The 22,253-nt window shown below is 64.4% G+C and carries 24 protein-coding genes and 1 tRNA gene; 16 read left to right on the top strand and 9 right to left on the bottom strand.

Annotation, left to right across the window (positions count from 1 at the left end; translation table 11 throughout):
* Position 1 precedes the first annotated feature (1 nt).
* From bioF to ACXZ1M_RS13025, 6 genes are all read left to right on the top strand, one after another.
* Complete coding sequence (gene bioF, locus ACXZ1M_RS13000) at positions 2 to 1,192, top strand: 8-amino-7-oxononanoate synthase (RefSeq protein ID WP_459053559.1); 1,191 nt, start codon at positions 2 to 4, stop codon at positions 1,190 to 1,192.
* A complete protein-coding gene (gene bioD / locus ACXZ1M_RS13005; RefSeq protein ID WP_459053560.1) occupies positions 1,189 to 1,962 on the top strand; it encodes a dethiobiotin synthase in 774 nt (257 codons plus the stop codon). Before bioF ends, bioD begins: the two co-directional genes overlap by 4 nt.
* A 17-nt stretch (positions 1,963 to 1,979) precedes the next feature.
* Positions 1,980 to 3,029 (top strand): biotin synthase BioB, encoded by a 1,050-nt coding sequence (bioB, locus tag ACXZ1M_RS13010; RefSeq protein WP_459053561.1) that lies wholly within the window; start codon positions 1,980 to 1,982, stop codon positions 3,027 to 3,029.
* A gap of 75 nt (positions 3,030 to 3,104) precedes the next feature.
* Positions 3,105 to 5,135, top strand: coding sequence for an acetyl/propionyl/methylcrotonyl-CoA carboxylase subunit alpha (locus ACXZ1M_RS13015; protein WP_459053562.1), 2,031 nt, complete (start codon positions 3,105 to 3,107; stop codon positions 5,133 to 5,135).
* A gap of 11 nt (positions 5,136 to 5,146) precedes the next feature.
* On the top strand, positions 5,147 to 6,079 hold the full coding sequence (locus ACXZ1M_RS13020; protein WP_459053563.1) for a 2-hydroxyacid dehydrogenase: 933 nt from the start codon (positions 5,147 to 5,149) through the stop codon (positions 6,077 to 6,079).
* 1 nt (position 6,080) lies between these two features.
* Positions 6,081 to 6,992 (top strand): hydroxymethylglutaryl-CoA lyase, encoded by a 912-nt coding sequence (locus ACXZ1M_RS13025; protein WP_459053564.1) that lies wholly within the window; start codon positions 6,081 to 6,083, stop codon positions 6,990 to 6,992.
* 105 nt (positions 6,993 to 7,097) lie between these two features.
* Here ACXZ1M_RS13025 and ACXZ1M_RS13030 read toward each other — a convergent pair whose 3' ends face one another.
* From ACXZ1M_RS13030 to ACXZ1M_RS13040, 3 genes are all read right to left on the bottom strand, one after another.
* The gene (locus ACXZ1M_RS13030) at positions 7,098 to 7,826 is read right to left on the bottom strand and encodes a LytR/AlgR family response regulator transcription factor (RefSeq protein WP_459053565.1); all 729 of its coding nucleotides are present in this window, start codon (positions 7,824 to 7,826) and stop codon (positions 7,098 to 7,100) included.
* Positions 7,811 to 9,115 (bottom strand): sensor histidine kinase, encoded by a 1,305-nt coding sequence (locus ACXZ1M_RS13035; protein WP_459053566.1) that lies wholly within the window; start codon positions 9,113 to 9,115, stop codon positions 7,811 to 7,813. Before ACXZ1M_RS13035 ends, ACXZ1M_RS13030 begins: the two co-directional genes overlap by 16 nt.
* A gap of 118 nt (positions 9,116 to 9,233) precedes the next feature.
* Positions 9,234 to 9,310, bottom strand: a tRNA-Pro gene (locus ACXZ1M_RS13040).
* A 75-nt stretch (positions 9,311 to 9,385) separates the two neighbouring features.
* Here ACXZ1M_RS13040 and ACXZ1M_RS13045 point away from each other — a divergent pair.
* Positions 9,386 to 10,021, top strand: coding sequence for a hypothetical protein (locus ACXZ1M_RS13045; RefSeq protein WP_459053567.1), 636 nt, complete (start codon positions 9,386 to 9,388; stop codon positions 10,019 to 10,021).
* On the opposite strand, the gene rsmI is transcribed toward ACXZ1M_RS13045, so the two are convergent.
* Positions 10,018 to 10,926, bottom strand: coding sequence for a 16S rRNA (cytidine(1402)-2'-O)-methyltransferase (rsmI, locus tag ACXZ1M_RS13050; protein ID WP_459054010.1), 909 nt, complete (start codon positions 10,924 to 10,926; stop codon positions 10,018 to 10,020). The two genes, ACXZ1M_RS13045 and rsmI, sit on opposite strands and share 4 nt — an antisense overlap.
* A gap of 208 nt (positions 10,927 to 11,134) precedes the next feature.
* On the opposite strand from rsmI, the gene ACXZ1M_RS13055 reads away from it, so the two are divergent.
* The 6 genes from ACXZ1M_RS13055 to cynS are packed head-to-tail and all read left to right on the top strand — an operon-like array spanning position 11,135 to position 15,013.
* The gene (locus tag ACXZ1M_RS13055) at positions 11,135 to 12,349 is read left to right on the top strand and encodes a penicillin-binding protein activator (RefSeq protein ID WP_459053568.1); all 1,215 of its coding nucleotides are present in this window, start codon (positions 11,135 to 11,137) and stop codon (positions 12,347 to 12,349) included.
* Between the two features lie 7 nt (positions 12,350 to 12,356).
* Complete coding sequence (locus ACXZ1M_RS13060; RefSeq protein ID WP_459053569.1) at positions 12,357 to 12,707, top strand: YraN family protein; 351 nt, start codon at positions 12,357 to 12,359, stop codon at positions 12,705 to 12,707.
* Between the two features lie 57 nt (positions 12,708 to 12,764).
* Positions 12,765 to 13,361 carry a phosphoheptose isomerase gene (locus ACXZ1M_RS13065; protein ID WP_373989698.1) on the top strand — a complete coding sequence of 199 codons (597 nt, stop codon included), beginning with the start codon at positions 12,765 to 12,767 and terminating at the stop codon, positions 13,359 to 13,361.
* Positions 13,354 to 14,010 carry a BON domain-containing protein gene (locus tag ACXZ1M_RS13070; RefSeq protein WP_459053570.1) on the top strand — a complete coding sequence of 219 codons (657 nt, stop codon included), beginning with the start codon at positions 13,354 to 13,356 and terminating at the stop codon, positions 14,008 to 14,010. Before ACXZ1M_RS13065 ends, ACXZ1M_RS13070 begins: the two co-directional genes overlap by 8 nt.
* On the top strand, positions 14,007 to 14,516 hold the full coding sequence (locus ACXZ1M_RS13075) for a peroxiredoxin family protein (RefSeq protein WP_459053571.1): 510 nt from the start codon (positions 14,007 to 14,009) through the stop codon (positions 14,514 to 14,516). The genes ACXZ1M_RS13070 and ACXZ1M_RS13075 overlap by 4 nt, the downstream gene beginning before the upstream one ends.
* A gap of 53 nt (positions 14,517 to 14,569) precedes the next feature.
* Positions 14,570 to 15,013 (top strand): cyanase, encoded by a 444-nt coding sequence (gene cynS / locus ACXZ1M_RS13080; protein ID WP_459054011.1) that lies wholly within the window; start codon positions 14,570 to 14,572, stop codon positions 15,011 to 15,013.
* On the opposite strand, the gene ACXZ1M_RS13085 is transcribed toward cynS, so the two are convergent.
* The 5 genes from ACXZ1M_RS13085 to ACXZ1M_RS13105 form a co-directional block, all read right to left on the bottom strand.
* The gene (locus tag ACXZ1M_RS13085) at positions 15,010 to 15,891 is read right to left on the bottom strand and encodes a DUF3034 family protein (protein ID WP_459053572.1); all 882 of its coding nucleotides are present in this window, start codon (positions 15,889 to 15,891) and stop codon (positions 15,010 to 15,012) included. The genes cynS and ACXZ1M_RS13085 overlap by 4 nt on opposite strands.
* A 13-nt stretch (positions 15,892 to 15,904) precedes the next feature.
* Positions 15,905 to 16,378, bottom strand: coding sequence for a group I truncated hemoglobin (locus tag ACXZ1M_RS13090; protein WP_459053573.1), 474 nt, complete (start codon positions 16,376 to 16,378; stop codon positions 15,905 to 15,907).
* Between the two features lie 92 nt (positions 16,379 to 16,470).
* Positions 16,471 to 16,893: a PaaI family thioesterase gene (locus ACXZ1M_RS13095; RefSeq protein ID WP_459053574.1), complete on the bottom strand. Its 423-nt coding sequence runs from the start codon at positions 16,891 to 16,893 to the stop codon at positions 16,471 to 16,473.
* 9 nt (positions 16,894 to 16,902) lie between these two features.
* On the bottom strand, positions 16,903 to 17,595 hold the full coding sequence (locus tag ACXZ1M_RS13100; protein WP_459053575.1) for an anti-sigma factor: 693 nt from the start codon (positions 17,593 to 17,595) through the stop codon (positions 16,903 to 16,905).
* Positions 17,592 to 18,179 carry an RNA polymerase sigma factor gene (locus ACXZ1M_RS13105; RefSeq protein ID WP_459053576.1) on the bottom strand — a complete coding sequence of 196 codons (588 nt, stop codon included), beginning with the start codon at positions 18,177 to 18,179 and terminating at the stop codon, positions 17,592 to 17,594. Before ACXZ1M_RS13105 ends, ACXZ1M_RS13100 begins: the two co-directional genes overlap by 4 nt.
* Before the next feature lie 152 nt (positions 18,180 to 18,331).
* Between ACXZ1M_RS13105 and ACXZ1M_RS13110 the strand changes: the two genes are divergently transcribed.
* From ACXZ1M_RS13110 to ACXZ1M_RS13120, 3 genes are all read left to right on the top strand, one after another.
* Positions 18,332 to 20,344, top strand: coding sequence for a TonB-dependent receptor (locus ACXZ1M_RS13110; RefSeq protein ID WP_459053577.1), 2,013 nt, complete (start codon positions 18,332 to 18,334; stop codon positions 20,342 to 20,344).
* Positions 20,345 to 20,451: 107 nt separating this feature from the next.
* Entirely contained in the window at positions 20,452 to 21,981 is a 1,530-nt protein-coding gene (locus tag ACXZ1M_RS13115; RefSeq protein ID WP_459053578.1) for a DUF4331 domain-containing protein, read from the top strand.
* Entirely contained in the window at positions 21,978 to 22,214 is a 237-nt protein-coding gene (locus ACXZ1M_RS13120; protein WP_459053579.1) for a hypothetical protein, read from the top strand. Before ACXZ1M_RS13115 ends, ACXZ1M_RS13120 begins: the two co-directional genes overlap by 4 nt.
* The last annotated feature ends 39 nt before the right edge of the window (positions 22,215 to 22,253 follow it).

A 22,253-nucleotide genomic window follows, 5' to 3' on the forward strand; every position in this document is an offset into this window, starting at 1 on the left:
GATGGACCTGATCAAAAAACTCCAGCAGCAACTGCAAACGCTGGACGACAAACAACTGATCCGCAAGCGCCGCACGGTCGATTCGCCCTGCGGCCCGCGCGTCAGCGTGGAAGGCCGCGAATTGCTGGCCTTCTGCAGCAACGACTATCTGGGTCTGGCCAACCACCGCAAGATCAAGCTCGCGCTGCAGGAAGGCGCGGCGATCTACGGCGTCGGCAGCGGCGCCTCGCACCTGATCAGCGGCCATGTGCGCGCACACGCCATGCTGGAGGAACGCCTGGCGGAATTCGTCGGCGCCCACCTGGAAGCGCCGCGCGCCATCAGCTTCAGTACAGGCTACATGGCCAACCTGGCCGTGGTGACCGGCCTGGCCGCCGGCGACAAGGACGCGGAGATCTTCTCGGAAGAGCTGAACCACGCCTCGCTGATCGACGGCGTGCGCCTGGCGCGCGTGAAAGCGCACGTCTACCCGCACGCCGACCTGGAAGCGCTGGCCAAGCTGCTGGCCGCCAGCCAGGCCGCCACCAAGATCGTCGTCACCGACAGCGTCTTCAGCATGGACGGCAACCTGGCGCCGCTGCCGCAGCTTCTGGCCCTGTGCGAACAGCACAACGCCTGGCTGGTGGTGGACGACGCCCACGGCTTCGGCACGCTGGGCGCAAAGGGTCACGGCGCGCTGGAGCACTTCAACCTGCGCTCGCCGTATCTGGTCTACATGGGCACCCTCGGCAAGGCGGCCGGCGTGGCCGGCGCGTTCGTCGCCGCGCATGAAGCGGTGATCGAAACGCTGATCCAGAAAGCTCGCCCCTACATCTTCACCACCGCCGCGCCGCCTGCGCTGGCGCACGCCCTGCTGACCAGCCTCGATCTGCTGGAAGGCGATGAAGGCGTCACACGGCGCGCACACTTGCAGACATTGGTGGCACAATTGGACGATGGCCTGCGCCTGGAGCGCTGGCAGCGCCTGCCCTCGACGACTGCGATCCAGCCTGTCGTGATAGGCGATAATGCCGAAACCATGCGCGCCGGCGCCGCCCTCTACCAGCAGGGCCTGTGGGTCGGCGCCATCCGCCCGCCCACCGTGGCGCCGGGAACCGCGCGCTTGCGCGTCACGCTGTCGGCGGGACATAGCAGCATGGAAGTCGCAAAATTGATAGGCGCGCTCAATGCCTTGGAAAGGGACCTGAAATGAGTCTGGACGATCCCGTTTTAGCAGTCGCTCCACAAACGCAGCCCGCTGCGGCGGCCAGCGGCATGCCGCCGCGCTTCAGCTGCTTCGTCACCGGCACCGACACCGAAATCGGCAAGACGCTGATCTCGTCGGCCATGCTGCATGCGCTGGTGCAAAGCGGCGTGCGCGCCTGCGGCATGAAACCGGTGGCCGCCGGCGCCGAACTGCGCGACGGCCAGTGGCACAACGAAGACTGCGACCAGCTGGCCGCCGCCGGCAATGTCCATCTGCCGCAGTCGATCACCACGCCGTTCCTGTTCAAGGAACCGGCCGCGCCGCACATCGCCGCCGAGCTGGAAGGCATCACCATTTCGCCGGTGCCTATCCTGGCGGCCTATGTGGAGATCAATGCCGCATCGGATGCGGTGGTGGTGGAGGGCGTGGGCGGCTTTATCGTGCCGCTGAACGACGAATTCGACACCGCCGACCTGGCGGAACAACTGGCGCTGCCGGTGGTGCTGGTGGTGGGCCTGCGGCTGGGCTGCATCAGCCACGCGCTGCTGACAGTGGAAGCCATCCTGGCGCGCGGCCTGAAACTGGCCGGCTGGGTGGCTAACGAGACGCAGGCCGACATGGCCTTCGCCGACGAAAACGTGATCGCGCTTGAACAGCGCATCCCCGCGCCCTACCTGGGCCGCGTGCCGCGCCTTGAAGAACCGACCGCCGAAGCGGCCGCCGACTATATCGATTTTACGCAGCTGCCCAACTGGCCGCTGCCAAACGCAATTTGAACGAAGAAGGAATCAAGATGTCCGAGAGCACCCTGCAAGAACCAAAGGTCGTTTCCCTGCACCGTCCAACGGCTGCCATCACCCTGCCGCCTGCGGCTACCTGGCCACGCGAAGAAGTGCTGGCATTGTTCGACCTGCCGTTCAATGACCTGATGTTCAAAGCGCACGAAACCCAGCGCGCCAACTTCCCGGATGGCGACGTGGAACTGGCGACACTGTTGTCGATCAAGACCGGCGGCTGCGAAGAGGATTGCGGCTACTGCCCGCAGGCCGCACGCTACGACACCGGCGTCGAAGCCAAGAAGATCCTGGATATCGACACCGTGCTGGATGCGGCCCAGCAGGCCAAGGACAACGGCGCCACGCGCTTCTGCATGGGCGCCGCCTGGCGTAGCCCGAAAGACCGCGACATGGACAAGGTTGAAGAAATGGTGCGCTCGGTGAAAGCCCTGGGCCTGGAAACCTGCGCCACCCTGGGCATGCTGGAAGAGCACCAGGCGCAGCGCCTGAAGGACGCAGGCCTCGATTACTACAACCACAATCTGGACACCGCGCCGGAGTTCTACGACAACGTGATTTCGACCCGCGAATACCAGGACCGCCTGGACACGCTGGGCCACGTGCGTGAAGCGGGGCTGAAGGTTTGCTGCGGCGGCATCGTCGGCATGGGCGAATCGCGCGAACAGCGCGCCGGCCTGATCGCGCAGCTGGCGAACCTGAATCCGTATCCGGAATCGGTGCCGATCAACCACCTGGTGCAGGTGGAAGGCACGCCGCTGTATGGCCAGGATCGCCTGGACCCGCTGGAGTTCGTGCGCACCATCGCCGTGGCGCGCATCACCATGCCGAAGGCGCGCGTGCGTTTGTCGGCGGGCCGCCGCGAGCTGGGCGAAGCGGTGCAAGCGATGTGCTTCATGGCCGGCGCCAATTCGATCTTCTACGGCGACAAGCTGCTGACCACCGACAATCCGGAAGCGAACGACGACCGCGCGCTGCTGGAAAAACTGGGCTTGAAAACGCGCGGCGCCGTACTGGATTCCGCACCAAAGGAAAAGTGCGGCTGCTGATCGCAGTTCGCACGACGGCATCACCATAAAAAAACTTCCAGCGAATTTACAAAATAAGCTGCAAAGAGAGAGACGATGTTTACAAAAATTCTGATCGCCAACCGTGGTGAAATCGCTTGCCGTGTGGCCGCTACCGCGCGCCGCATGGGCATCAAGACCGTGGCCGTATACTCCGAGGCCGACGCCAACGCCAAGCACGTCGCCGTATGCGACGAAGCGGTGCTGATCGGCCCCGCCGCCGCCAAGGAAAGCTATCTGCGCGGCGACAAGATCATCGCCGTGGCCAAGGCCACCGGCGCGCAAGCCATCCACCCCGGCTACGGCTTCCTGTCCGAGAACGCCGAATTTGCCGACGCCTGCGCCGAAGCGGGCCTGGTATTCATTGGCCCGCCGGCATCGGCCATGCGCGCCATGGGTTCCAAATCGGCCGCCAAGCAGCTGATGGAAAAGGCCAACGTGCCGCTGGTGCCGGGCTATCACGGCGAACGGCAGGATGCGGACTTCCTGCATGCGCAAGCCGACAACATCGGCTATCCGGTGCTGCTGAAGGCATCGGCCGGCGGCGGCGGCAAGGGCATGCGCGTGATCGAGAACTCGGCGCAGTTCAAGGATGCGCTGGCGTCGTGCAAGCGCGAGGCGATCAGTTCTTTCGGCGATGATAAGGTGCTGGCGGAGAAATACCTCCAGCGTCCGCGCCACATTGAAATTCAGGTGTTTGCCGATACGCTCGGCAATTGCATCTATCTGTTCGAGCGCGATTGCTCGGTGCAGCGCCGTCACCAGAAAGTGCTGGAAGAAGCGCCGGCGCCGAACATGAGCGAAGAGCGCCGCAAGGCCATGGGTGACGCCGCCGTTGCCGCCGCGCGCGCGGTCGGCTACGTCGGCGCCGGTACGGTGGAGTTCATCGCCAACCAGGACGGCAGCTTCTACTTCATGGAGATGAACACCCGCCTGCAGGTTGAGCATCCAGTCACCGAAATGATCACCGGGACCGACCTGGTGGAATGGCAGCTGCGCGTGGCCGCCGGCGAAGCGCTGCCCAAGCAGCAGCACGAGCTGGCCATCAACGGCCACTCGATCGAAGCGCGCATCTACGCGGAGAATCCGGAGAAGGGCTTCCTGCCGTCGATCGGCACGCTACGCCATCTCGGCACGCCGGGCGCCGTCACGTTTGAGCTGGGTGGCGCTGCCGGCGCCATGCCGGCCGGCGTGCGCATCGACTCCGGCGTGCGCGAAGGCGATGCCATCTCGCCGTTCTACGATCCGATGATCGCGAAACTGATCGTCTGGGGCGCGGACCGCAAGCAGGCGTTGGCCCGCATGGCGCAAGCGCTGTCGCAATACCAGATCGTCGGCCTCGCCAGCAACATCGCCTTCCTGAAACGCCTGGTCGAAGGCCAGGCCTTCTCCACCGCCGATCTGGACACGGGCCTGATCGAACGCAATCACGACACGCTGTTCCCTGCCACGCAAGCCGCACCGGCCAGCGCGCTGGCACTCGCCGCCGCCGCATTGGTGACGCACGAGCAGCAGCGCGCCGCAGCGCAATCCGCCGCCAACGCCGCCGATCCATGGGGCCTGGCGACCGGCTGGCGCATGAACCACGCTTACGCCCGCAAGCTGTCCTTCGCCGACGAGCACACGGCCTACGACACCTACGTAACCTATCGCGCCGAAGACTGGCTGTTCAGCGCCGGCGGCGATGCGCCGCAAGCGCTGAGCGTGGCGACGCAGGCCGGCGACAGCTACAGCATCAAGCTGGGCGAACAAGCCGCGCACGGCACCGTGCTGCGCGACGGCGACGTCTTCCACGTCTTCAGCAACGGCGCGCACTACCAGTTCACCTGGAACGACCCGATGGCCCATGCCGGCGAAACCGAAACCGAAGGCGGCCGCCTCACCGCGCCGATGCCGGGCAAGGTCGTCGCCGTCCTCGCCAGCAAAGGCCAGGAAGTGAAGAAGGGCGAACCGCTGGTCATCATGGAAGCGATGAAGATGGAGCACACCATCGCCGCCCCGCACGATGGCGTGATCGACGACATCCTCTACAGCGTGGGCGACCAAGTGGCGGACGGCGCACCGCTGCTGGCGTTCAAGACGGCGTAAGGAGCATCACCATGCGCATATTGCTACACCGCGCCGACGGCAAGACCGAACCGTGGATCAAGGACTTCGGCAAATACCTGCCGGAGGCCGAGATCGAAATCTGGCACGCCGGTGAAAAATGCCAGGCGTGCGACTACGCCGTCGTGTGGTCGCCGCCGGAAGCCATGCTGCCGGAGCTGGCCAGCGTCAAGGCCATCTTCGTCACCGGCGCCGGCGTCGACGCGCTGCTCAAGTTCGGCGACGCGCTGCCGCCCCACATTCCCATCATCCGCCTCGAAGACGCCGGCATGGCGATCCAGATGGCGGAATACGTCACGCACTCGGTGCTGCGCTACTTCCGCCGTTTCGACGAATACGAGACGCAGGCGCGCGCCGGCACGTGGGCGCCGCTGCCGCAGCATCACAAGGAAGATTTCGCCATCGGCGTGCTGGGCATGGGCGTGCTGGGAACGCGCGTGCTGGAAGCGCTGGCGCCGTTCGGCTTCCCGCTGCGCGGCTGGAGCCGCACCGAGAAAACCCTGCCGGGCGTGCAGTGCTTCAGCGGCGCCGATGGCCTGGACACCTTCCTGCGCGGCAGCCGCGTGCTGGTCTGCATGCTGCCGCTGACGACGGACACCAGCAACATCATGGACCGCAAGAACATGTGCAAGCTGCCGGAAGGTTCATACATGATCAACGTGGCGCGCGGCGCGCACATCGCGGAGCCGGACCTGGTGGCGCTGATCAAGTCCGGCCACATCGCCGCCGCCACGCTGGACGTGTTCCGCAACGAGCCGCTGCCGGCGCAGCATCCGTTCTGGCAGGAGCCGCGCATCACCATCACGCCGCACATCTCCGCGCTGACCTTGCGCCGCGAGAGCGTGCAGCAGATCGCCTCCAACATCCGCAAGACCGAAGCGGGCGCGCAAGTCGCCGGCGTGGTCGACCGCACTTTAGGATACTGAAATGAGCAGCTTACCGAAGCAAGTCAAAATCGTCGAAGTCGGCCCGCGCGACGGCCTGCAGAACGAAAAGGAAAACGTCCCGGCCGAAATCAAGATCGAGCTGGTGAACCGCCTGACCGGCGCCGGCTTCCAGAACATCGAAGCGGCCGCCTTCGTGTCGCCGAAGTGGGTGCCGCAAATGGCCACCAGCGCCGAGGTGATGGCGGCCATCACGCGCAAGCCGGGCGTGATCTACTCCGCGCTGACGCCGAACATGGTGGGCTTTGAAGCGGCGATGGCCGCGCGGGCGAACGAAGTGGTGATCTTCGGTTCGGCCTCGGAAGCGTTCTCGCAAAAAAACATCAACTGCTCGATCGCCGAATCGATCGCGCGTTTTGAAGGCGTGGCAAAAGCGGCGAAAGAGCAGGGCATCCGCCTGCGCGGCAGCATCAGCTGCGCCTTCGGTTGCCCGTACCAGGGCGAAGTGCCGCTGGACGCGGTGGCCGACGTGGTGGGCCGCATGCGCGACCTGGGCTGCGACGAAATCGACATCGCCGACACCATCGGCGTGGCCACGCCGCGCAAGACGCAGGCGGTGATGGAGCGCGCGATCAGCGAGTTCCGCGTGGACGGCCTGTCCGGCCACTTCCACGACACGTATGGCCAGGCGCTGGCCAACATCTACGCCAGCCTGGAGCTGGGGATCGCGATCTACCACTCGTCGGTATCGGGCCTGGGCGGCTGCCCGTACGCCAAGGGTGCGACCGGCAACGTCGCCACCGAGGACGTGCTGTACATGATGCAAGGCCTGGGTATAGACACCGGCATCGACCTCGATATCGTGGTCGATGCGGGCCAGTTCATCTCGCAATTCCTCAACCGCAAAGGCGCCAGCCGCGCCGGCAACGCCATCGCCGCCAAACGCGCCGCCTGAGATTCGGGGTCAGTTCCGACATTCGGACACGGGCACAGCCGTAACGCCTGTTACGGCTGTGCCCGTGTCCGAATGTCGGAACTGACCCCGAATGTACAGCTTGATTTACATCTGCCGGAACTGGCGCGTGTAGGCTTCGCTGACGGTGAGTTTTTCGGGGCGGCCTTTGAGGTGGATCTCCATCGCCGTGCCGTCGCGGTCGATGCGGTCCACCGCTTCCAGGTTGACGATGGCGCCGCGGTGGATTTGCGTGAACTGCGCCGGGTCCAGCTGCTCGATCAGCGTCTTGAGCGGCAGCCGTATCAGCGCTTCGCCATCGTGCGCGACCACGCGCGTGTATTTGCCGTCCGACTGGAAGTACTGCACGTCGCGCACCATCACCAGCCGCACCGTGTTGCCGGCCGATGCCTTGATCCATTTCAGGTGCTGCACCGGCGCCGGCGCCAGCTGCCGCCATACGCCTTCCGGCACCGGCGCCGCGCTGCGCGTCTTCAGGCGCTTGACCGTTTGCAGCAGCCGCGCCGCCGTTACCGGCTTGACGATGTAGTCCACCGCGCCCGCTTCAAACGCCTGCACCGCATGTTCGGCGTAGGCGGTGACAAACACGATCTGCGTGGCCTCGCCCACGTGCCGTGCCGCTTCCATGCCGCTCAGGCCTGGGATCTGGATGTCGAGGAAAACCACGTCCGGCCGCAGCGCTTCCAGCATCGATACCGCTTCCACGCCGTTTTCCGCGTGGCCCACCAGTTCCAGCTCCGGCCACAGGGCTTGCAGCTGGTCGCGCAGTTCCGCCATCAGCAGCGGTTCGTCTTCGACGATTAATGCTGTCGGCATGCTTGTTCCTTGTCGATGGCCAGCGTGGCGACCACGCCGCCGTGCTCTCCGGCCGTTACCGATAGCGATGCGTGTTCGCCATACAGCAGTTGCAGCCGCTCGTGGATGTTGGAGAGGCCGAAGCCTTGCCCCATCTGCTCCGTCAGGCCTGCGCCATCATCGCATACCCGCACCCGCAGCGCGTCGCTGTGCAGCACCGCCGTGATGGTGATTTCGCCCGGTCGGCTGGCGCGCTCCAGCCCATGCTTGATGGCGTTTTCCACCAGCGAGATCAGCATCGCCGGCGGGAAGGGCAGCGTTAGCACATCATCGTGCGCCGTGATGTGGAAGCGCAGGCGCTGGCCCATGCGGATCTGCATGATCGACAGGTAGCTGCGCGCCAGCGCCAGCTCGCGCTCCAGCGTCGATGACACCGAGCGCATGTCGGGCAGCGCGTTCTGCAGATAACCGACCAGGTGATCGAGCATGTGCTGCGCCGTGTCGACGTCGGTGCGGATCAGGTATTTGAGGTTGGCAAGGGTGTTGAATAAAAAGTGCGGCTCGACCTGCGCCTGCAGGGCCGAGAGCTTGGCGTTCAGCGCCGCCCGTTCCAGTTCCTTCTCGCGCTCGATGGCGCGCAGCGTGCGTTCGCGCTGTTCGAACTGCGCGCGCAGTTGCGCCGCCACGGTTTCCACGGCCGACAGGGCGCCGCCGCGCTGCACGGTGAAGAAGTCGTAGCCGAAGCGGCGGCGGATGCGCACTTCCACAGGTTTGCCGGCATCGCCGGTCACCACCACCTCGGTGCATTGCGTCAGCCACACCGGCCGCCGGGGGCCGATCAGGATCTTGCCTTCAAATGGCGAGTAGCGGAACACCGCCGGCCCGCCGTAGCCCAGCGCCATGCCGACCGCAAGCCCGGACAAGGTTTCCGTGCAGACGTTGTAGGTGGTCAGCGGGTCAAGCGGAGAAATCAGCGTCCTGCTCGGACGCGAACTGAACATCTCGGCCGTCAGCTGCTTGCCGGCCTCGGACAGCTCGCTCAGATGCTGCTGCACCAGGGAGCTGGTCACACCGACGGGAATGAGCACCATCATGAACAAAGTGGACGCCGGTCCCCATGCCCAGGTTGCCGGACGCACGTGCGGCGGCAGCGCGGACAGGATCAGCAGCAGCAGCGGCGGCACAACGACGGCGTTGACGACCAGGATGCCGGCCCACAGCCGCAGCAGCGACTGCCGGCGGTAGCGCCGCACCAGCACCGGATCGTGCTCGATGGGGGCTGGCCTGAGGCGGAGCGGGATGGTTTTCATGCAGCCATTCTAACGTCGGCAACGCGCGCGGACGGCGCTTGCGACGAAGGGGCCAAAATCGGGAGTGAAATGGAAAAAACCCTGTTTGACGTTGCCATCAAACAGGGTTTTTAAATTTTGGTCGGAGTACAAGGATTCGAACCTTGGACCCCCTGGTCCCAAACCAGGTGCGCTACCGGGCTGCGCTACACTCCGAAGAAGCAAGATAATACAGTCTGGCAGGAAGACCGTCAAGTGCCTCCGCTATTTCGATGCTAGTATTTAAAAATCATGAGTGCCAATTTTTCATTCGATACGCCCGACCGGCGCCCACGACCGGGTGTCGCGGCCGGTATCGCCGTGTCGCTGGCGCTGCATGCACTGCTGCTGTTTGCCTACCGGCTGCCGGCCGATGCGCCCGCACCGTCGGCGCGCGCCAAGGTGATGACGGTCTGGCTGCAGCCACCCAAGCCGCCAGTGGCGATCACCAAGGTGGAGCCACCGCCACCGCCGCCCGACAGGCCGGCGCCGCGTCAGCACCGCGCACCAGCGCCAGCAGCCACGCGCTCGGCAGCGATCAGCACGTCCCCGGCATTGGAGCAGCCGGCCGTCGCGGCGCAAGCACCGGCCCAGACGCCGGCGACGCCCGCGCCCGATCCGCTGTACCCAGACCAGCAGCCCAAACAATTCGACATGAACGAAGCGCTGAAAACCGCGCGCAAGGTGGCGAAGGAAAAAGATCCCGCCAAGGCCGGCACCCTGGCGGCCCAGCTGGAAGCCCATCCGCTCTACGCGGAGCCGGCCGCCGGCGAACTGGCGAAGAAGATCGACGCCGCCAAGCGGCCCGATTGCAAGAACACCGGCGCCGGCCTGCTATCGCCGCTGATCTGGCTGCTCGACAAAAAAGACCACGGCTGCAAGTTTTAAGCGCTGTCCTTTAGCACCAGCGCGCGGTCGTACAGCGCGTTTTTCTTGCGGCCGCTGATTTGCGCGGCCAGCCCGGCTGCCTGTTTAACAGGCAGCTCAGCCAGCAGAATCTGCAGCAGGCGATCGATCTCGACATCATTTTCATCATCGGCCGGCGCGGCGCCTTCCAGCAGCACCACGAATTCGCCTTTTTCCCGATGCGCATCGGCCTTGATCCACGCCTCGGCCTCGGACAGCGGGCAACGGTGGATTTCTTCAAACATCTTGGTCAGCTCGCGCGCGAACACCACTTGGCGGGTCGGCTCGAAGGCGGCCGCCAGCGCAGCGGCGCAATCCAGTATCCGGTGCGGCGCTTCGTAGAACACCAGGGTCGCGGTAACCGCGCGCAGCGTGCCGAGGAAATTCTCGCGCTGCTTGGCCTTGGCCGGCAAAAAGCCGACGAAGTAGAACTGGTCGTTCACCAGCCCGCTGGCCGACAAGGCCGTCACCGCCGCCGATGCGCCCGGCAGCGGCAGCACCCTCAAGCCGGCCGCCCGCACTGCGTCGACGATGCGCGCACCCGGATCGGACACGGCCGGCGTGCCGGCATCCGACACCAGGGCGATGCGCTCGCCGGCCTGCAGACGGGCAATCAAGGTCTCGGCCGCCTCGCGTTCGTTGTGCTGATGCGCGGCAATCAATGGCTTGTGCAGGCCGAAGCGATTCATCAAGGTGGCGGTATTTCGCGTGTCCTCGCATGCCACAGCATTGACCAAGCTCAATACGTGCAGCGCGCGCAGGCTAATATCCGCCACATTGCCAATCGGGGTCGCCACGACGTACAAGGTTGCGCTAGGATAGGTCTGGTGCGCCGTTTCGCCCAAGACGGGCAGGCTGGCGATAGTAATGGAGTCGAGGTCGCTCATTGGGGGTAGGATGAAAAGTGTGAGGTTGACGCTGCTGTGCATGGCTGCCGCAGTGCTGAGTGCATGCAGCACGCCGTTTTGCGACGCGCCGGGGGGATTGTGCTCGCCCCAGCCGGCAAAAACAAGTCCGCCGCCGCCGGTGGTGGCCCGGCCGTTGCCGCCGCCCCTGCCCAAGCCTCCGCCTGAACCGCCGCAACCGGCGGCCGAAGTGTTCGCCATCACCCTGCCCGGCGCAGTCCCCGAAGACCGCAGCCAGCTGGCGCCGAGCGCCGAGCCGCCGGCCGTTACCCGCGCGGCCGGGGAGGCCGGCGCGCCATCGACCGCGCCGATCCGCATCGGCCTGCTGCTGCCGCTGCGCTCGGAAACCCTGGGCACGGCCGCCGATGCCGTGCGCGCTGGCTTCATGGCCGGCTGGGAACGCGACCGCGAAAACATCACCGTCACCGTGCTGGAAACCGGCGATGTGCCGCAGGATATCCTGGCCGTCTACGCCCGCGCCCTGCAAGACCAAGATATCGTGGTCGGCCCGCTGTCGCGCACGGCGGTGGCCACCGTCGCCGGCAGCGCGCTGGTCAGCAAGCCCACCATCGCCCTGAATTATCCGGAAGGCCACGGCCAGCCGGGCGCCATGCCGCTGCCGCCGAACCTGCTGGCGATCGGCCTGTCGATCGAAGAAGAGGCACGCCAGGCCGCCGTGTGGGCCGCCGCCGAGCAGCCGGACGGCGCCGCGCTGGTGCTGGTCACCGGTTCCGCCTGGCAGCGCCGCGTGGCCTCGGCCTTTGCCGCCCAGTGGCAGAAGCAGGGCCGCCAGCTGCGCACGGTTGAATTGAACGCGCCGGACGGCTACCTCAGCGATCCGGAACTGGTGCAGCTACGCGCCAGCCTGCGCCAGCAGCGGCCCGCGCTGCTGTTCTCGGCCATGGGGCCGGACCAGACCCGCCAGCTGCGCATGGCCCTGGCCAGCACCATGAGCACCGAACCGGACAACCCGACCTTCAGCACCGCCGACGCGCTGCCGCCGCCGCCGGCCGCCCCCACCGAGCAATTCGGCGTCCTGCCGATCTACGGCACCTCGGCCCTGAATCCCGGCCGCAGCAGCACCTTCCCGACCCAGGACCTGGACGGCGTGCGCCTGCTGGACCTGCCGTGGCAAGTGCAGCGCGACCATCCTGCGGTGATGGTCTACCCGCAGGACATGCACAGCGGCCCCGGCAGCGCCGACATGGCCCGCCTGTACGCGCTCGGCATCGACGCTTTCCGCATCGCCCGCGAAATCGGCCGCCATCCGGCCGGCCGCTTCCACCTGGACGGCGTCACCGGCAAACTGACCATCGATTTCGGCCGTGGCCCGGCCAGCTTCGAGCGGGTCGAGCAATCGGCCATCTACAAAAACGGCGCGGCACAGCCGGTACTGCATCCATGAGGACGCCATGCCGCGCACCCTACAGCAGCGGCTCGGCCGGCTGGGCGAGGACCGGGCGCTGGCCCACCTCGAAGCCCAGGGCCTGACGCTGCGGGAGCGCAATTTCCTGTGCAAGGCGGGAGAAATCGACCTGATTTTGTTGGAAGGGCCGACGCTGGTGTTCGTGGAAGTCCGCCAGCGCGCCAGCAGCAAGTTCGGCGGCGCGGTCTACAGCGTCACCCCGGCCAAGCAGCAGCGTCTGCTGCGCGCCGCACAATATTATCTTTTACGCCACAAAATTCCACCGCCCTGCCGCTTCGACCTGGTCGCCATCGATGGGGAAAAGTTGTCCTGGGTGCAAAATGTGCTGGAGATGTAAGCATTTTTAACAGCGCTTGTCCGGTCTGCCGGACGACTGCACTATAATCAGCACACTATGAATAATCAACGCATCCTCTCGCACTTCCACGAAAGTGCCGAACTCAAAATCCAATCCGCCACCGTCCTCGCCCCGCATATCGCGCAGGCGATCGAGATGATGTTCTCGGCGCTGTCCAACGGTAACAAGATCCTGGTCTGCGGCAATGGCGGTTCGGCCGCCGACTCGCAGCACTTTGCGGCCGAGCTGGTGGGCCGCTTCGAGCGCGAACGTTTCCCGCTGCCGGCGATTGCCCTGACCACCGACACCTCGATCCTGACGGCCGTGGCCAACGACTACAGCTACCGTGAGATCTTCTCCAAGCAGGTGCAGGCGTTCGGCCAGGCCGGCGACATCCTGCTGGCGTTCTCGACCTCGGGCAACTCCGGCAACGTGATGGCGGCGATTGAAGCGGCGCTGGAGCGCGAAATGCGCGTGGTGGCCATGACCGGCAAAGGCGGCGGCGCCATCGGCAAGATGCTGACCGACGCCGACGTCCATATCTGTGTACCGCACGACCGTACCGCCCGCATCCAGGAAGTCCATCTGGTCACCATACACTGCATTTGCGACGGCATCGACGTCGCGCTGTTCGGAGGAGATGTGAATGAATAATTCCAGCGCTATCTGGAAAAAGGTACAACGTCCGCTGGCCATGAGCGTGCTGTGCGGCGCCATGCTGGCGTCCTTGTCGGGCTGCGTCGCGCTGGTCGCGGGCGGTGCGATTTCCGGTACGCTGGCCGCTTCCGACCGCCGCACCTTCGGCGCGCAGACGGAAGACCGCGCGATTGAAGTCAAGAGCGCGATCAAGGTCAACAATGTGGGCGGCGACGCCGCGCACGTCAACATCAACAGCTTCAACCGCCGCGCCCTGGTCACCGGCGAGGTGCGCGACGAAGCCATGAAAGCCGCCATCGAACGCGAAATCCGCAGCGTGGAAGGCGTGATCGACGTCATCAACGAACTCGAAATCGCCGGCCCGGCCAGCTACACCTCACGTTCCAGCGACACCATCATCACCACCAAGGTGAAGGCCAGCCTGGTCGACGCCAAGGATATCTCGGCCAACTCCTACCAGGTGGTGACCGAGCGCGGCGTGGTCTACCTGCAGGGTCGCGTGACCCAGCGCGAAGGCCAGATCGGCGCCGATATCGCGCGCGGCGTCAGCGGCGTGACCAAGGTCGTCAAGGTGTTTGAATACATCTCGGAAGACGAGTGGAAGTCGTATCAAGCCAAGCCTGCCAACTCGGCACAAAGCCAATGAGCGACTCTCGCGCCTGGATCAAACCGGTGATCGCCGCCGTGGTGCTGGCCGCCATCGGTTTCGGCGGCTACACCGCGCTGGCCAAGCGCGAGGTGGCGCCGGAAGTCACCTTCCTCAGCATCAAGGGCGAGAAGATCGCGCCGGAAAACCTGCGCGGCAAGGTGGTGATGGTCAATTTCTGGGCCACCTCATGCACCACCTGCGTGGCCGAAATGCCGCAGATGGTCGACACCTACAACAAGTTCAAGGCGCAGGGCCTGGAATTCGTCGCCGTGGCGATGAGCTACGACCCGCCCAACTACGTGATGAACTACGCCGAAACGCGCCAGCTGCCGTTCAAGGTGGCGCTGGACGTGGACGGCTCGGCCGCCAAGGCCTACGGCGACGTCGCCATGACGCCGACCACCTTCGTCATCGGCAAGAATGGCAAAATCCTCAAGCGCTACCTCGGCGCACCGGACTTCCCGGCACTGCACAAGCTGCTGGAAGCGTCGCTCAAGAGCTGACTGGCACGGCGCTTGCATGGTGTATGGCTCTCCTCAACCTCAAGGAAGCCGCCATGGATCGCCAGCTCGTTACGCAAAAAATCATCTCCACCAAGGTCGCCAAGAAGATGCGCTGGGCCGACCTCGCCCAGCAATTTGGCCAGAGCAAGGAATGGACGACGGCCGCGCTGCTCGGCCAGATGACCTTCAACCGCGAGCAGGCCGATAAGGCGCAGGAACTGTTCGGCCTCACTGACGAGGAAGCCGCCTGGCTGCAGATCGTGCCCTACAAAGGTTCGCTGCCGACCGCCGTGCCGACCGACCCGCTGATCTACCGCTGGTATGAAATCGTCAGCGTGTACGGCACCACCATCAAGGAACTGATCCACGAGGAATTCGGCGACGGCATCATGAGCGCGATCGACTTCTCGATGGATATCCAGCGTGAAGCCGATCCCAAGGGCGACCGCGTTCAGGTGGTCCTGAGCGGCAAGTTCCTGCCCTACAAATCCTACTAGAAGCCGGCCTGTACCGACAGGTACAGCCCTTTCTGCGTCTTCGGATTGAAGATGGTGATGTCGCCGAGGTTGGCGTAGGCCGCCGTCACCGAGAAATTCTTGGTGGGGAACCAGGCCAGGAAGGCGTCGTAATACGCCTTCTCGTCGTCCACGCCCAGGTTGTGCGGCTTGCGGCGATATTCGGCCCCCAGCGCCAACTGGCGGTTGATCAGGTAGGCGGCCGAGAACTCCGGCATCAAGCGCGTGCTGTCGTTGCGGTCGCCGCCGAAGCCCAGCAAGCCCATCTGGTTGGCGCGGGTGGCGCGCAGCGTCGCGTTCAGCAGCAAGCTTTGCTCCAGATAGATCTTGGTGGCCGAGACATAGTAGTCATAGCCGCTGTCGTTCTTGGCGCCGAGCTGCTTGACGTTGGTGACGCCCAGCGCTTCCAGTCCGCGTATGCCCTTGTTTTTCTTGTACATGATGCCGATGGCCACCTGCGGCACCCACACATCCTGCTCATAGACGGCGTCGCCCAGCACCTTGTACTTGAGGCCGACGATGTCCTGCTTGATGTTGAGCTTGTCGAGCGGCGCCAGGCTGCCCTTGAATTCCTGGTTGGCGAACGACAGTTCCAAGCGATCAGCAATGCCGATCGCCACGCCGTAGCTGCCCAGCTTGTAGTCCTGGGTGTTGATGTAGGTGTAGTGAGCATTGGCGCCCCAGCTGTCGCGCGTGCCGTAGCCGCTGATCAGCGCCCACGGCGTGATGCCGCCGCCGCCCGCGCCTTCCACCTGCGATACGCCGCCGGTGGCCAGCAGCTTGCCCATGTCGGGCGTCGATTGTGCGGACGCGGCGCCGCCTACCAATACCGCCATCAAAGCGGGAATGATCTTCTTCATTATTCTGCTCCCGTTATTTGGTGACGATGTCGCGCTGCATGGGCGCCAGCTTGGCGACCAGCTTGAGCGCCACGCTGCTTGGCACCTTGTGCTGTTCCATCGCGATCTGCAAATCCTCGGTCAGCGCGTTGAACATGGCGTTGGTGATCTTCAGGTCCTGGTGCACGGTCTTCATGTCGCGCACGGTGCCGACGCCGTCCATGGTCTTGTCGCGGTATTTGCCGGTGTACTTGCACGGGCCGCCGGCGAACTCGCAGAACTGCTCCTGCAGGCGCGCATTGATCTGCGGAATATCGAAGTCGGTAAAGTTGTCCTTGATGCGCGGATCGGCCAGCACCAGCGTGACGAAGGTGTCGACGATCTTCTTGATGCCTTCCTTGCCGCCCAGGCCCTGGTAGGTGGCGTCGTCGGTGTAGGGCGTTTGCGCCATGGCCAGCGACGAGGCAAAGAGCAGGCTGCAGCCAACCCGCGTGATGAATTTTTTCATATCAGTCCTTGAAGGGAAAACGTGATAAAGACAATTCAGCAGGGGCTGGGCTTGAGTGCAATTTATCAGATGGAAATCAAATCGCCCTCATTTTACTTGGGATAGAGAATCATTTGGGTGCAACGAAACAACGCTATTGTTTTGCCAGTATCTTTATTGATGACGGTGGCGTCCCAAACCTGGGTGGTGCGGCCCAAGTGCACGGCGCTGGCCGTGGCCATCACCGTGCCCTCGCGCGCAGTGCCGAGGTGATTCGATTTCAGTTCGATGGTGGTGAAATTCTGCGCGCCTTCGGGCAGGTGCGAGAAGCAGGCGTAGCCGCAAGCGGTGTCGGCCAGGGTGACCACGCTGCCGGCATGCAGGAAACCGTTCGGCGCCAGGTGATTGCCAGTGACGGCAAACTCGGCGACGATTTCGTTTTCCTTCACCGAGGTGATGACGATGCCCAGATGATCCGGCAAGGTGCCCTTGCCGAAGGTGTTGAAGTAATCGACGTTAAATTTTTCAGCATTCATACTCTTCCCTTACATTACGCGTACCCACACGCCTTTGTAGAGTATAGGGCCGGTCGGGCCATTCGGATTGGGCGAGCCGCCTTTCGGTTCCAGCGATACCGCCAGCAATGCCACGTCGTCACCCACGGCGCTGCCGGTCAGCGCCAGCTTGACCTCGCCTTTGTCGGCCAGCAAGCCCAGCGAACGCGGATTGCCCTGTTTCGGCACCGCCCACAGCTGCAGCTGCTTGTCGCTGGCCACCGGCGCGTTGCCGACCAGGCGCACGGTCAGCGCTTTGCGGCCGGCGTCGCCGGTCAGCACCAGGGCGGTCTGCGATTTTTCATCGGTCAGCGTGGCGACGTAATCGAGTTGCGGCGTATCGAGCACACGCAGGCCTATCACCACCACCAGCAGGGCCGCCACGGCGGTCGACAGCACGCCCAGCGAACGCCAGAAGTTCAGCGATTCCAGCCAGCCGGCGCGCGCCGGCCGCAGATTCAGGCGGCGCTCGATGCTGTCCCACACCTGCTTGCGCGGCTGCTGCGCGGAGGCGAATTCCGCCATCGGCACCAGCCGGTCCTGCCATTCGACCGTCAGCATGCGCAGCGCGGCGTCGTTGTGCATATAGCCTTCGAAGCGGCGGCGGGCGCCGCCTTTCAGCGTGCCGAGCACATATTCGGCGGCCAGCTTGTCGCGCAGGGGCGCGTTGTCGCGGATATTCATGGGCGGTCGCCTTTCGCCAGGCAGGTCTTCAAACGCTCCAGGCTGCGGCGTATCCAGGTTTTGACGGTGCCGATCGGCAGCGCCAGCTGCTGCGCCACTTCGCTATGCGACAGGTCGTGGAAGAACGCCAGTCCCAATACTTGGCGATGCAAGCCTTCCAGCGCGGACATGCAGCGGGCCAGAGCCTTGGCGTCCTGGCTCAGTTCAAGCGCCTCGATGGGCGTGGCAGCGGGGTCGTGCAAGGCGTTCATGATGTCGGCGTCAAATTGGTCGCTATCGATTTCGGCGGCACTGTCGCTGCGGCGGAGCAGATCGTAAGCCTTGTTGCGCACCACCGTGGTCATCCACGTCATCGGTGCGGCCAAATGGCTTTGATAGCTGCCGGCGTTGTGCCAGATCGCGACGAAACTTTCTTGCAGCACCTCTTCGGCCAGTTCGCGCTTACCTAATATACGCAGCGCGAAGCCAAACAGTTTCGCTGAGGTCGCATCATAAAGCGAACGGAAGGCAGTGGCGTCACGCCGGGCGGCGCCTTGCAGCCAGGTGCGGAGTTGCTGGGGATCGAGGGTATTGGTGTCGGCCACTGCATGCCTTATCAGTAAAAGGAATAAAACCTCAAGCGTGAGCAAATTATCACATTCCCGTCCGCGCACAAAAAGAAATTGAATCCGCTCCGTCTTTCAGCCCGTATATGGCTGACAACTTGAAGCAATCGACAAGACCGGCCGGAGACACTATGAAGAGCACCTGCACCATCGCCGCACTGCTGACCAGCGCTTTGCATGGCGCCGCCATGGCCACTGCCGAAGGCAACGACGCAACGCTGGCCAGCGTGGTGGTTTTGGCACACTACGACAACGCCGTCGGCAGCAGCGACGCGGCCAGCCAGGGCACAGTCACCGCCAGCCTGATCGCCAACCGCCCGGCGCTGCGCACCGGAGAACTGCTGGAGTTCGTGCCCGGCATGATCGTCACCCAGCACAGCGGCGACGGCAAGGCCAACCAATACTTCCTGCGCGGCTTCAACCTCGACCATGGCACCGACTTCGCCACCTGGGTCGACGGCATGCCCGTCAACATGCGCAGCAACGCCCACGGCCAGGGCTATTCCGACCTCAACTTCCTGATCCCGGAGCTGGTGCAGCGCATCGACTACAAGAAGGGCCCCTACTTTGCCGATGAGGGCGACTTTTCCTCGGCCGGCGCTGCGCACTTGCGTCTGCAGGACCAGCTCAAGCAAGGCATCGCCAGCCTGACCGTGGGCGGCTACGGCTATCAGCGCGGCGTGCTGGCCGATTCTTTCGACGCCGCTGGCGGCACGCTGCTGTACGGGCTGGAAATCAGCCGCAACGACGGGCCGTGGCAAGTCCCGGAGCAGGTGCGCAAGTTCAGCGGCACGCTGCGCTACAGCCGTGGCGACGCCCAAGACGGCTACAGCATCAACGCCATGGCCTACCGCAACCGCTGGAACGCCACCGACCAGGTGCCGCTGCGCGCGGTGGAGTCGGGCCAGCTGGACCGCTTCGGCAGCCTCGATCCCAGCGATGGCGGCAGCGCGAGCCGCACCAGCCTGGCGTGGCAGATGCATCAACGCGACAACGAACAGATCACCGAAGCCTCGGCCTACCTGCTGCGCTCCAGCCTGGACTTGTACAGCAACTTCACCTATCTGCTCAACGATCCCGTCAACGGCGACCAGTTCCAGCAGAGCGAGCGCCGCACCATGGGCGGCGGCAGTGTCAGCCGCGCCTGGATCAGCAACGTCGGCGGCATCGAGATGCGCAACAAGCTCGGCCTGCAGGCGCGCTACGACCATCTCTCCCCCATCGGCCTGTACGCCACCAGGGAGCGTCAGCGCCTCAGCACCGTACGCGAGGACCGCATCGACGAATCCAGCCTTGGCCTATATGCGGAAAACACCAGCTACTGGACGCCATCCTTCCGCAGCATCGCCGGCCTGCGCTATGACGCCTACCGCTTCAAGGTCAACGACGAGCGCGCCAACGCCCACAAGTTCTCGCCCAAGCTGTCGCTAATCTTCGGCCCATGGCAAAAGACCGAGTACTTCATCAACTACGGCGCCGGCTTCCACAGCAACGACGCGCGCGGCGTCACCGGGCCCGATCCCGCGCCGCCGCTGGTGGGCACGCGCGGCGCCGAGCTGGGCGTGCGCAGCGAATGGCTGCCCGGCCTGCAAAGTTCGCTCGCGCTGTGGGGACTCGATATCGATTCGGAACTGGTATACGCCGGCGACAGCGGCCAGACCGAACCGAGCCGCGCCAGCCGCCGCACCGGCGTGGAATGGAACAACCACTACATCGCCGCGCCGTGGCTGCTGTTCGACCTCGACCTGTCGGCCTCGCGCGCACGCTATCGCCAGCATGACCCGGTGGGGAACCACGTGCCGGAAGCCTTGGTCAAAGTGGTATCGCTTGGCGTCACCGCCAAGGACATCGGCCGCTGGTTCGGCGGCCTTGAGTTGCGCTACTTCGGCCAGCGTCCACTGGTCGAAGACAATAGCGTGCGCTCAGCCTCCACCATGCTGGCCTATGGCCGCATCGGCTACCAGCTCAGCCGTAACACCCGGCTCACGCTGGACGGTTTTAACCTGTTCAACCGTCGCGCCAGCGACATTGACTACTACTACAGCTCGCGCCTGGCGGGCGAGCCGGCCGAGGGCGTCAGCGATGTGCACTTTCATCCTGTCGAGCCGCGCACGCTGCGCCTGACCCTTAGTCATCAGTTCTAAATTCATTTCTAAAAATTAATCTTATCGAATCTGAATCCGACGCACCACGCAGCACGTATATCAGCCTGCAGTACCCACAGAAGGTCAACTCATTCGGAGGAAGCGAGATGCAAACCATGATCAATCACGCAGTACGCCTTGCCGTTGCAGGCGCGCTGGCCGGCATCTATTTGCCGGCGGCGCTGGCGTCCAGCCATCGCGAAGCACCATTCATTACGCAAAGCCCCAAGGTCGATGGCACCGACTTCTATATGTTCCGCAGCTACGAAAGCGGCCGCGCCAACTTCGTTACCCTGATCGCCGACTATATACCGCTGCAGGACGCCTATGGCGGCCCCAACTACTTCGCCATGGACCCGAACGCGCTGTACGAGATCCACATCGACAACAACGGCGATGCCAAGGAAGACCTGACGTTCCAGTTCCGCTTCAATAACACCAACAAAGACACCAAGCTCACCGTGGGCGGCAAGCAAGTTTCGATTCCGCTGGTCATCAACGGCGGCGCCATCGCAGCGCCCAACGCGGCCGGCGCCAACGTGCGCGAGACCTACACCATTAACGTGGTGCGCGGCGACCGCCGCACCGGCACCAAGGCGGCGGTCACCAACGCCGGCGACGGCTCCACCACCTTCGACAAGCCACTCGACAATATCGGCAACAAGTCGATACCGAACTACGCCAGCTACGCGGCCGCGCACGTCTACAACGTCAATATCCCCGGCTGCAGCACGCCGGCGCGCGTGTTCGTTGGCCAGCGCAAGGATCCGTTCGCCGTCAACCTCGGCGAGACGTTTGACCTCGTGAACATCAAAGCACCGGCCACCGAGTTTGCCGCCAATGCCGAGAAGGCCGCACGCGATGATCTGGCCGACAAGAACGTCACCGCCATCGAGCTGGAAGTGGCCGCCTCGTGCCTGACCGCCAGTACCGGCACAGACCCGGTGATCGGCGGCTGGACCACCGCCAGCGTGCGCCAGGGCCGTCTGCTGAATCCAACGCCGAACACCAGCACGCCATCGAAAGAGGGCGGCGCCTGGACCCAGGTATCGCGCCTGGGCATGCCGCTGGTGAACGAAGTGGTGATCGGCCTGAAGGACAAGGACACCTTCAACGCCAGCAAGCCTAGCGGCGACGCGCAATTCGCCACCTACGTCACCAATCCAACGCTGCCTGCGTTGATTGAAATCCTGTACGGCAGCGCCGGCGCCAAGGCGCCGACCAACTTCCCGCGCAACGACCTGGTGGCGACCTTCTTGACCGGCGTGAAAGGCCTGAACCAGCCCGCCACGGTCACCGCTTCGGAAATGCTGCGCCTGAATACCACCACGCCGGCAGCGGCCATGGGCAAACAGAACCGCCTCGGTGTGATCGGCGGCGACAATGCCGGCTTCCCTAACGGCCGCCGCCCTGGCGACGACGTGGTCGACATCGCGTTGCGCGTGGTGATGGGCAATCTGTGCACGCTGAACCTGGGCTGCGCGCCTGCCGACGCTCCCGCCGGCGGCCTGCACTTCACCGACGGCGCCTACCTCGACGACAGCTACTTCACCGCCAGCTTCCCATACCTGAAAACGCCGATCGCCGGTTCGCCGCAAAGCGCCTCGACGGCCCAAGCCATGCGGGGGGCGCCATGAGATACCTGGGCATCCTCATCCTGCTGTTCTTGAGTGCGTGCGGCAGCAGCCATCATGACGATACGCCGACCACGCCGCCGCCGGTGACGCCGCCGGTGTCCATGGTCGACAGCTTCGTCACCGCCGTGCTGGCATTCATTGGCGACGGCAACGAAACCACCACCGAACCGCAAGCCACCGACACCGTGGTAGCCACCGCGCCGGAAGACACCGAGCCGGTGATTTTGAAGTAAGCAACAGCGGGCGTCGATCGTTGACACGCCCGCTTTTTC

This window comes from Duganella paludis, from assembly GCF_054461335.1.